16 protein-coding genes are annotated in these 8,420 nt (G+C 66.3%); all 16 read left to right on the top strand.

Annotation, left to right across the window (positions count from 1 at the left end; all coding sequences use genetic code 11):
- Nucleotides 1-1,053: elongation factor Tu (gene tuf, locus QFW81_RS08810; RefSeq protein WP_280578333.1), on the top strand; the 1,053-nt coding region annotated here is incomplete at its 5' end.
- A 541-nt stretch (nt 1,054-1,594) separates the two neighbouring features.
- Nucleotides 1,595-1,906, top strand: coding sequence for a 30S ribosomal protein S10 (gene rpsJ / locus QFW81_RS08805; protein ID WP_005408208.1), 312 nt, complete (start codon nt 1,595-1,597; stop codon nt 1,904-1,906).
- An 11-nt stretch (nt 1,907-1,917) separates the two neighbouring features.
- Nucleotides 1,918-2,571, top strand: a complete 654-nt coding sequence (gene rplC / locus QFW81_RS08800) for a 50S ribosomal protein L3 (protein WP_280578332.1) — start codon at nt 1,918-1,920, stop codon at nt 2,569-2,571.
- A 12-nt stretch (nt 2,572-2,583) separates the two neighbouring features.
- Nucleotides 2,584-3,189 (top strand): 50S ribosomal protein L4, encoded by a 606-nt coding sequence (gene rplD / locus QFW81_RS08795; protein ID WP_280578331.1) that lies wholly within the window; start codon nt 2,584-2,586, stop codon nt 3,187-3,189.
- Nucleotides 3,186-3,485 carry a 50S ribosomal protein L23 gene (rplW, locus tag QFW81_RS08790; protein ID WP_280578330.1) on the top strand — a complete coding sequence of 100 codons (300 nt, stop codon included), beginning with the start codon at nt 3,186-3,188 and terminating at the stop codon, nt 3,483-3,485. The genes rplD and rplW overlap by 4 nt, the downstream gene beginning before the upstream one ends.
- Nucleotides 3,486-3,495: 10 nt before the next feature.
- Nucleotides 3,496-4,323, top strand: a complete 828-nt coding sequence (gene rplB, locus QFW81_RS08785) for a 50S ribosomal protein L2 (protein ID WP_149104204.1) — start codon at nt 3,496-3,498, stop codon at nt 4,321-4,323.
- Nucleotides 4,324-4,329: 6 nt separating this feature from the next.
- On the top strand, nt 4,330-4,599 hold the full coding sequence (gene rpsS / locus QFW81_RS08780) for a 30S ribosomal protein S19 (RefSeq protein ID WP_149104205.1): 270 nt from the start codon (nt 4,330-4,332) through the stop codon (nt 4,597-4,599).
- A 10-nt stretch (nt 4,600-4,609) separates the two neighbouring features.
- On the top strand, nt 4,610-5,002 hold the full coding sequence (rplV, locus tag QFW81_RS08775) for a 50S ribosomal protein L22 (protein WP_280578329.1): 393 nt from the start codon (nt 4,610-4,612) through the stop codon (nt 5,000-5,002).
- A gap of 1 nt (nt 5,003) precedes the next feature.
- Nucleotides 5,004-5,756, top strand: coding sequence for a 30S ribosomal protein S3 (gene rpsC, locus QFW81_RS08770; RefSeq protein ID WP_280578328.1), 753 nt, complete (start codon nt 5,004-5,006; stop codon nt 5,754-5,756).
- A gap of 3 nt (nt 5,757-5,759) precedes the next feature.
- The gene (rplP, locus tag QFW81_RS08765) at nt 5,760-6,173 is read left to right on the top strand and encodes a 50S ribosomal protein L16 (RefSeq protein WP_149104207.1); all 414 of its coding nucleotides are present in this window, start codon (nt 5,760-5,762) and stop codon (nt 6,171-6,173) included.
- Nucleotides 6,173-6,361 carry a 50S ribosomal protein L29 gene (rpmC, locus tag QFW81_RS08760; protein ID WP_280578327.1) on the top strand — a complete coding sequence of 63 codons (189 nt, stop codon included), beginning with the start codon at nt 6,173-6,175 and terminating at the stop codon, nt 6,359-6,361. Before rplP ends, rpmC begins: the two co-directional genes overlap by 1 nt.
- An 11-nt stretch (nt 6,362-6,372) precedes the next feature.
- Complete coding sequence (rpsQ, locus tag QFW81_RS08755) at nt 6,373-6,636, top strand: 30S ribosomal protein S17 (protein ID WP_280578326.1); 264 nt, start codon at nt 6,373-6,375, stop codon at nt 6,634-6,636.
- Nucleotides 6,637-6,651: 15 nt separating this feature from the next.
- Entirely contained in the window at nt 6,652-7,020 is a 369-nt protein-coding gene (rplN, locus tag QFW81_RS08750) for a 50S ribosomal protein L14 (RefSeq protein WP_146387447.1), read from the top strand.
- 15 nt (nt 7,021-7,035) lie between these two features.
- Complete coding sequence (gene rplX, locus QFW81_RS08745; protein ID WP_146387445.1) at nt 7,036-7,347, top strand: 50S ribosomal protein L24; 312 nt, start codon at nt 7,036-7,038, stop codon at nt 7,345-7,347.
- Nucleotides 7,348-7,376: 29 nt separating this feature from the next.
- On the top strand, nt 7,377-7,919 hold the full coding sequence (gene rplE / locus QFW81_RS08740; protein ID WP_280578325.1) for a 50S ribosomal protein L5: 543 nt from the start codon (nt 7,377-7,379) through the stop codon (nt 7,917-7,919).
- A gap of 9 nt (nt 7,920-7,928) precedes the next feature.
- The gene (gene rpsN / locus QFW81_RS08735; RefSeq protein ID WP_280578324.1) at nt 7,929-8,234 is read left to right on the top strand and encodes a 30S ribosomal protein S14; all 306 of its coding nucleotides are present in this window, start codon (nt 7,929-7,931) and stop codon (nt 8,232-8,234) included.
- Nucleotides 8,235-8,420: the final 186 nt, after the last annotated feature.

Here is an 8,420-nt window from a genome sequence, read left to right as displayed (position 1 = left end):
TACGACGCGATCGACGCGGCGCCTGAGGAGAAGGCGCGCGGGATCACGATCTCGACCGCGCACGTGGAGTACGAGTCCCCGAACCGGCATTACGCGCACGTGGACTGCCCGGGCCACGCGGACTACGTGAAGAACATGATCACGGGTGCGGCGCAGATGGACGGTGCGATCCTGGTGTGCTCGGCCGCGGACGGCCCGATGCCGCAGACGCGCGAGCACATCCTGCTGGCCCGTCAGGTGGGCGTGCCGTACATCGTGGTCTTCCTGAACAAGGCGGACATGGTGGACGACGCCGAACTGCTGGAGCTGGTGGAGATGGAAGTCCGCGAGCTGCTGAGCAAGTACGAGTTCCCGGGCGACGACACCCCGATCATCCACGGTTCGGCGCTCAAGGCGCTGGAAGGCGACCAGTCGGACATCGGCGTGCCTGCGATCATCAAGCTGGTCGAGGCGCTGGACAGCTGGATCCCGGAGCCGGAGCGCGACATCGACCGTCCGTTCCTGATGCCGGTGGAAGACGTGTTCTCGATCTCGGGCCGCGGCACGGTGGTGACCGGTCGTATCGAGCGCGGCGTGATCAAGGTGGGCGAGGAAATCGAGATCGTCGGTATCCGTCCGACCCAGAAGACCACGGTCACGGGCGTGGAGATGTTCCGCAAGCTGCTCGACCAGGGCCAGGCGGGCGACAACGCCGGCCTGCTGCTGCGCGGCACCAAGCGTGACGACGTGGAGCGCGGCCAGGTGCTGTGCAAGCCCGGCTCGATCGCGCCGCATACCGAGTTCGAGGCCGAGGTGTACGTGCTGTCGAAGGACGAGGGTGGCCGTCATACCCCGTTCTTCAAGGGTTACCGCCCGCAGTTCTACTTCCGCACGACCGACATCACCGGTGCGGTGACGCTGCCGGAGGGCACCGAGATGGTGATGCCGGGCGACAACGTGAAGATGGTGGTGTCGCTGATCAACCCGGTGGCGATGGACGAGGGCCTGCGTTTCGCGATCCGCGAGGGCGGCCGCACGGTCGGCGCCGGCGTGGTGGCGAAGATCCTGAAGTGATGTGACAGACCCGCGCGCCACGGCGCGCGGGTGCGGGACGCGCGGGCCGCGAGGCCTGGCAAGGCCGCCGGAGCCTCCCGCCGGAGCGTCCCATCCTGGCCCGCCCAGCGGCTCTGCTGGTGGGCGGGAAGCGGGCTTCAGGATTCATCTCCCGCGTCCGGGCAAAAAAGATGCCGGCATCGCTTGCATCCTGCCCGTGAAGGTTTCATAATGTTCGACTCTCGCGGGCAGGCCGGTTCTCCAGTCGCCCTCGATACCGCGAAATGAGGGGCAGGACGCTCCTCGTCTTCGCCAGACAGGGAAATTGTCGCGCGGCATGCGCTTCGCCCGTCCCGGAGGTGTCCGGGACACATAGGCGGGGCATTTTGTTGCGCTTGCAGTTCTCCGTACTGGCGGATCGGGCAACCGGTCTGCCTTGTTTTTTGTGTTGCGTTCCGACGGCTCCGGGCAGTACGCCGCGGCCGGCGGGCGAGAAGTCTCCGAATGGGGTCCTGCGCACCCAGCCGCAGAACCCGTCGCTCTTTCAACGAGGAATTCCGTCATGGCGGACCAGAAAATCCGGATCCGGCTCAAGGCGTTCGATCATCGGCTGATCGACCGTTCCGCGAGCGAGATCGTCGAAACGGCCAAGCGGACCGGCGCGCAGGTGCGCGGCCCGATCCCGCTGCCGACCAAGATCGAGCGCTACACCGTGCTGGTGTCGCCGCACGTCGACAAGGACGCCCGCGACCAGTACGAGACCCGCACGCACAAGCGCGTGCTCGACATCGTCGACCCCAACGACAAGACCGTGGACGCGCTGATGAAGCTCGAGCTCGCGGCTGGCGTCGACGTCCAGATCAAGCTGACCTGAGGCCCGCCACCATGACCGCGAAGATCCATTCGTTGGGCATCGTCGGCCGCAAGGCCGGGATGAGCCGGGTGTTCACCGAGGACGGCAAGTCCGTGCCGGTGACCCTGATCGAAGCGACCCCCAACCGCATCACCCAGATCAAGACGCTGGAGACCGACGGCTACAGCGCCGTGCAGGTCACCGCGGGCGTCAAGCGCGCCTCGCTGCTGACCAAGCCCGAGGCCGGCCACCTGGCCAAGGCTAAGGTCGAGGCCGGCCGCGGCCTGTGGGAGCTGCGCGTGGCCGACGACAAGATCGCCGACTTCCAGATCGGCGGCGAGATCAAGGCCGACATCTTCGAAGTCGGCCAGCTGGTCGACGTCCAGGGCGTCACCAAGGGCAAGGGCTTCCAGGGCACGATCAAGCGCTGGAACTTCAAGATGGGCGACGCCACGCACGGCAACTCGCTGTCGCACCGCTCGCCGGGCTCGATCGGCCAGCGCCAGACGCCGGGTCGCGTGTTTCCGGGCAAGAAGATGTCCGGCCACATGGGCGCCGATACGCAGAGCACCCAGCGCCTGCAGGTGGTCAAGGTCGACGCCGAACGCGGCCTGATCGCCGTGAAGGGCGCGGTTCCGGGCGCTCCGGGCGGCGACGTCGTCGTACGCCCCTCGAGCAAGGGATAAGGAGAGACGACGATGGAACTCGCCATCAACGGTAGCAACAACAGCCTGTCCGTCTCCGACGCGATCTTCGGCCGCGAATTCAGCGAGGACCTGGTCCACCAGGTCGTCGTCGCCTATCGCAACGCCGGTCGCGCGGGCACCAAGGCGCAGAAGACGCGCGCCGAAGTCAACGGCACCACCAAGAAGTCGAAGAAGCAGAAGGGCGGCGGCGCGCGTCACGGCGCCCTGACGGCCCCGATCTTCGTCGGCGGCGGCGTGACCTTCGCGGCCAAGCCGCGCAGCTTCGCGCAGAAGGTCAACCGCAAGCAGTACCGCGCGGCCATGGCCGTGATCCTGTCCGAGCTCAACCGCCAGGGCCGGATCACCGTGGTCGAGTCGTTCGACGTCGACGCGCCGAAGACCAGTGGCCTGGTGACGAAGCTGAAGGATTTCGAGCTCGGCCGTCGGCCGCTGATCGTGACCGAGGACGCCTCGGAGAACCTGTACCTGTCCGCGCGCAACCTGCCGTACGTCGAAGTGCGCGACGTGCAGGGTCTGGACCCCGTGTCGCTGGTCGGTGCCGACAGTGTGCTGTTCACCACCGGCGCGGTGAAGAAGATCGAGGAGTGGCTGGCATGAACGACGCCAAGCTCTATGAAGTGATCCGTGCGCCGCGCGTGTCCGAAAAGACCGCGCGCCTGCAGGAAGTATCCAACCAGTACGCGTTCGAAGTGGCGAAAGATGCGACCAAGGCCGACATCAAGGCCGCGATCGAGAAGCTGTTCGACGTCAAGGTGTCCGCTGTCAATGTGGTGAACGTGAAGGGAAAGAGCAAGTCCTTCCGTCAGCGCCAGGGCAGCCGCGGCAGCTGGCGCAAGGCGTACGTGACGCTGGCCGAAGGCCAGTCGATCGACGTGATCAACGCGACGGCCTGAGGAAGCTCCCATGCCTTTGATGAAGTTCAAGCCCACGTCCCCCGGCCGCCGCAGCGCGGTCCGCGTGGTGACGCCCGACCTGCACAAGGGAGCGCCGCATGCCGCGCTCGTCGAGCCGCAGGGCAAGTCCGGCGGCCGCAACCACCACGGTCGCATCACCACGCGCCACATCGGCGGTGGCCACAAGCAGCACTACCGCATCATCGACTTCAAGCGCGACAAGGAAGGCATCCCGGCGCGCGTGGAGCGGATCGAATACGATCCCAACCGCACCGCGCACATCGCGCTGCTGTGCTACGTCGATGGCGAGCGCCGTTACATCATTGCGCCCAAGGGCCTGAAGGCCGGCGACCAGGTGATCGCGGGCAACGATGCCCCGATCCGCGCGGGCAACACGCTGCCGCTGCGCAACATCCCGGTCGGCTCGACGGTCCACTGCATCGAGATGAAGCCGGGCAAGGGCGCGCAGATCGCCCGCGCCGCGGGCGCCGGTGTGCAGCTGGTCGCGCGCGAAGGCGTCTACGCGCTGATCCGCCTGCGTTCGGGCGAGATGCGCCGGGTGCCGGCCGAGTGCCGCGCCACCATCGGCGAGGTCGGCAACGTCGAGCACAACCTCGAGAAGCTGGGCAAGGCGGGCGCCAAGCGCTGGCGCGGCATCAAGCCGACCGTCCGCGGCGCCGCGATGAACCCGGTCGACCACCCGCATGGCGGTGGCGAGGCCAAGGCCGGCCAGGGCAACCCGCACCCGGTCACCCCGTGGGGCGTGCCGACCAAGGGCTACAAGACCCGCAAGAACAAGCGGACGCAGCAGTTCATCGTGCGCGACCGCAGGAGCTGATAGACCATGGCACGTTCACTGAAGAAGGGCCCGTTCGTCGACCACCACCTGATCAAGAAGGTGGAAGTGGCGGGCAACACCAAGAAGCCGATCAAGACCTGGTCGCGCCGCTCGATGATCCTGCCGGAAATGGTGGGCTTCACGATCGCCGTCCACAACGGCCGCAACCACATTCCGGTGCTGGTCAACGAGAACATGGTTGGCCACAAACTCGGCGAATTCGCGCTGACGCGGACCTTCAAGGGTCACGGCGGCGACAAGAAGTCGGGCAGGTAAGGAGCGCACGATGGACAAGGCAACACGAGCCAAGCACGAAGAGGCCCGGCGCGCGCGCACCGAGGTCAACAAGCGCACCGCGGTGCTTCGCACCGCCCGCATCTCGCCGCAGAAGGCGCGCCTGGTCGCCGACCAGGTCCGCGGCCTGCCGGCCGAGCGCGCGGTCAGCCTGCTGAAGTTCTCCGACAAGAAGGCTGCGGCCATGATCAGGAAGCTGGTCGAGTCCGCGATCGCCAACGCCGAGAACAACGCCGGTGCCGACATCGACGAGCTGAAGATCGCCACGATCACCGTCGACGAAGGCCCGACGCTCAAGCGCTTCATGGCCCGCGCGAAGGGTCGTGGCACGCGCATCCTCAAGCGCACCAGCCACATCACCGTCGTCGTGGGAGAGGGCAAGTAACATGGGTCATAAAGTTCATCCCACCGGTATCCGCCTGGGCATCGCCAAGGACTGGAACTCCAAGTGGTACGCCGGAAAGAAGGAATACGCCGGCTACCTGACGGCCGACCTGAAGGTCCGCGAGATGCTGCGCAAGCGGCTCGCCGCGGCCGGCATCAGCAAGATCCTGATCGAGCGTCCGGCCAAGACCGCGCGCGTGACGATCCATACCGCCCGCCCGGGCGTGGTGATCGGCAAGCGCGGCGAGGACATCGAGAAGCTGCGCAAGGACGTGAGCGAGATGATGGGCGTGCCCGCCCACATCAACGTCACCGAGGTGCGCAAGCCAGAGCTCGACGCGCAGCTGGTCGCCGAATCGATCGCGCAGCAGCTCGAGCGCCGCATCATGTTCCGCCGCGCGATGAAGCGCGCCGTCGGCAACGCGATGCGCCTGGGCGCGCTGGGCATCAAGGTCAACGTCGCAGGCCGCCTCAACGGCGCCGAGATCGCGCGTTCGGAGTGGTACCGCGAAGGTCGCGTGCCGCTGCACACGCTGCGCGCCGACGTCGATTACGGCTTCGCCGAGGCCAAGACGACCTACGGAATCATCGGCATCAAGACCTGGATCTACAAGGGCGAGATCTTCGATTTCAGCCAGGTGGGCCAGGAGAAGCAGGACGATTCGCCGCGCGGCAACGATCGCGGCGACCGTGGCGATCGCGAGCGTCCGCGTGGACCGCGCCGCGACCGTGGCGACCGCGAGGCGAGGGACTAAACCATGCTGCAACCCAAGCGAACCAAGTACCGCAAGATGCACAAGGGCCGCAACGACGGCCTGGCGTGGAGCGGAAATGCCGTCAGCTTCGGCGAGTACGGCCTGAAGGCGACCGCCACCGGTCAGCTGACCGCGCGCCAGATCGAGGCCGGCCGCCGCTCGATCAGCCGCCACGTCAAGCGCGGCGGCAAGATGTGGATCCGCGTGTTCCCCGACAAGCCGATCACCAAGAAGCCGATCGAAGTCCGCATGGGCTCGGGCAAGGGTGGCGTCGAGTACTGGGTGGCGCAGATCCAGCCCGGCCGCATGATCTACGAGATCGAGGGCGTCGACGAGGCCGTCGCGCGCGAGGCGTTCCGCCTGGCCGCCGCCAAGCTCTCGGTCACCACCACTTTCGTGACCCGGACGGTGCGCTGATGGCGACGATCAAGGAACTGCGCGGCAAGTCCGCCAACGAGCTGCAGAGCCACATGTTGGAGCTGCAGAAGGAACGGTTCGCGCTGCGCATGCAGAAGGCGACCGGCCAGCTGACCAAGACCCACGAAGCACGTCGTGTGCGCCGCGAGATCGCGCGCGTGAACACGCTGCTCGGGTCGAAGAAGTAAGGCACACGACCATGAACAACAGCGAAAAGAAGCAGAACACGGTCCAGGGCCGGGTGGTCAGCGACAAGATGGACAAGACCGTGACCGTTCTGGTCGAGCGCAACGTGAAGCACGCGTTGTACGGCAAGTACATCCGTCGCTCGACCAAGCTGCACGCCCACGACGCCGACAACGCCGCGAAGGAAGGCGACATCGTCCGCCTCGTGGAAGTGGCGCCGCTGTCCAAGACCAAGAACTGGCGCGTGGTCGAGATCGTCGCGCGCGCGGCCGAGTAAGAAGGAGGCACTGAAATGATCCAGATGCAGAGCCACCTCGACGTGGCCGACAATTCCGGTGCCAAGGAAGTGATGTGCATCAAGGTGCTCGGCGGCTCCAAGCGCCGTTACGCCGCGATCGGCGACATCATCAAGGTCTCGGTCAAGGACGCGATCCCGCGCGGCAAGGTCAAGAAGGGCGAGGTCTACGACGCCGTCGTGGTGCGCACCCGCAAGGGCGTGCGTCGCGCGGACGGTTCGCTGATCCGCTTCGACGGCAACGCCGCCGTGCTGCTGAACAACAAGCACGAGCCGATCGGCACGCGCATCTTCGGGCCCGTGACCCGCGAACTGCGTTCCGAGAAGTTCATGAAGATCGTCTCGCTCGCGCCCGAAGTGCTGTGAGCGGAGGAAACGACAATGGCTAATCGAATCAAGAAGGGCGACCAGGTGGTCGTGATCGCGGGTCGCGACAAGGGCAAGACCGGCGACGTGGTGCGCGTGCTCGGCGACAAGGTCGTCGTGTCGAACATCAACATCGTCAAGCGCCACACCAAGCCCAACCCGCAGGCCGGCCAGCCCGGTGGCGTGATCGAGCGCGAGTCGCCGATCCACGTGTCGAACGTGATGCTGTTCAACCCTGCCTCCGGCAAGGGCGAGCGCGTCGGTACCAAGGTGCTCGAGGATGGACGGCGGCTGCGCGTGTTCCGCTCGAGCGGCGAGGCGGTCTGAAGGCCCGCCGGAAACCAGGAATCAAGAAGATGACGACCCGTCTGGAACAGTTCTACAGGGATGAGGTGGTGCCGAAGCTCATGGAGCAGTTCGGCTACACCAACATCATGCAGGTACCGAGGCTGACCAAGATCACGCTCAACATGGGCGTGGGCGAGGCCGCGGCGAACAAGAAGATCCTCGAGAACGCGACTGCCGACATGGCGCGCATCAGCGGCCAGAAGCCGCTGGTGACCAAGTCGCGCGTGTCGGTGGCCTCGTTCAAGATCCGCGACGGCTGGCCGATCGGCTGCAAGGTCACGCTGCGCCGCAATCGCATGTACGAGTTCCTCGACCGCCTGGTCAACGTCTCGCTGCCGCGCGTTCGCGACTTCCGCGGCGTCTCGGGCCGTTCGTTCGACGGCCGCGGCAACTACAACATGGGCGTGAAGGAGCAGATCATCTTCCCGGAAATCGACTTCGACCAGGTCGACGCGATCCGCGGCATGGATATCGCCATCACCACCACCGCCAAGACCAACGCGGAAGCCAAGGCGCTGCTCGAAGCGTTCCGCTTCCCGTTCCGCAACTGAGGAAACCACATGGCCAAGACCTCCATGGTCAACCGCGAGGCCAAGCGCGCCAAGCTGGTGAAGAAGCATGCCGACAAGCGCGCCGAGCTGAAGAAGACCATCAGCAGCCAGTCCGCGAGCTACGAAGAGAAGATCGAGGCCGCGACCCGGCTGCAGAAGCTTCCGCGTGATTCCTCGCCGGCGCGCCAGACCACGCGTTGCGCGCTGACGGGTCGTCCCCGCGGCGTCTACTCGAAGTTCGGCCTGGGCCGCAACAAGCTGCGCGAAGCCACCATGCGCGGCGACGTGCCGGGCCTGCGCAAGGCAAGCTGGTAAGGGTCGCTTCCGGCCGCGGCGACGCGGCCGGACCCGGTGCTGGCCGGGGCAGGGCGACGTCGTCGCCAGGCGGCCTGGCGTTGGTATATACTTGCCGGCTCGTCCGCGTTCGCGGATGGACCGGTCCCCCGGCGGCCCCAGGCCGGCCGGAGACAATCCGAACAGATTTTCGCGAAAGCGGATATC

This window comes from Luteimonas kalidii (genome assembly GCF_029887935.1).
Lineage (GTDB): Bacteria > Pseudomonadota > Gammaproteobacteria > Xanthomonadales > Xanthomonadaceae > Luteimonas > Luteimonas kalidii.
Note: the sequence above shows the minus strand (reverse complement) of the source record. Positions and strands in the feature narration are given on the sequence as shown.

Coding starts and splice junctions, on each gene's coding strand:
- rplD (WP_280578331.1), top strand. CDS start 2,584: ATGGAACTCGCCATCAACGGTAGCAACAACAGCCTGTCCGTCTCCGAC.
- rplC (WP_280578332.1), top strand. CDS start 1,918: ATGACCGCGAAGATCCATTCGTTGGGCATCGTCGGCCGCAAGGCCGGG.
- rplE (WP_280578325.1), top strand. CDS start 7,377: ATGACGACCCGTCTGGAACAGTTCTACAGGGATGAGGTGGTGCCGAAG.
- rpsQ (WP_280578326.1), top strand. CDS start 6,373: ATGAACAACAGCGAAAAGAAGCAGAACACGGTCCAGGGCCGGGTGGTC.
- rpsN (WP_280578324.1), top strand. CDS start 7,929: ATGGCCAAGACCTCCATGGTCAACCGCGAGGCCAAGCGCGCCAAGCTG.
- rplW (WP_280578330.1), top strand. CDS start 3,186: ATGAACGACGCCAAGCTCTATGAAGTGATCCGTGCGCCGCGCGTGTCC.
- rplP (WP_149104207.1), top strand. CDS start 5,760: ATGCTGCAACCCAAGCGAACCAAGTACCGCAAGATGCACAAGGGCCGC.
- rplN (WP_146387447.1), top strand. CDS start 6,652: ATGATCCAGATGCAGAGCCACCTCGACGTGGCCGACAATTCCGGTGCC.
- rplX (WP_146387445.1), top strand. CDS start 7,036: ATGGCTAATCGAATCAAGAAGGGCGACCAGGTGGTCGTGATCGCGGGT.
- rpsC (WP_280578328.1), top strand. CDS start 5,004: ATGGGTCATAAAGTTCATCCCACCGGTATCCGCCTGGGCATCGCCAAG.
- rpmC (WP_280578327.1), top strand. CDS start 6,173: ATGGCGACGATCAAGGAACTGCGCGGCAAGTCCGCCAACGAGCTGCAG.
- rpsJ (WP_005408208.1), top strand. CDS start 1,595: ATGGCGGACCAGAAAATCCGGATCCGGCTCAAGGCGTTCGATCATCGG.
- rplV (WP_280578329.1), top strand. CDS start 4,610: ATGGACAAGGCAACACGAGCCAAGCACGAAGAGGCCCGGCGCGCGCGC.
- rplB (WP_149104204.1), top strand. CDS start 3,496: ATGCCTTTGATGAAGTTCAAGCCCACGTCCCCCGGCCGCCGCAGCGCG.
- rpsS (WP_149104205.1), top strand. CDS start 4,330: ATGGCACGTTCACTGAAGAAGGGCCCGTTCGTCGACCACCACCTGATC.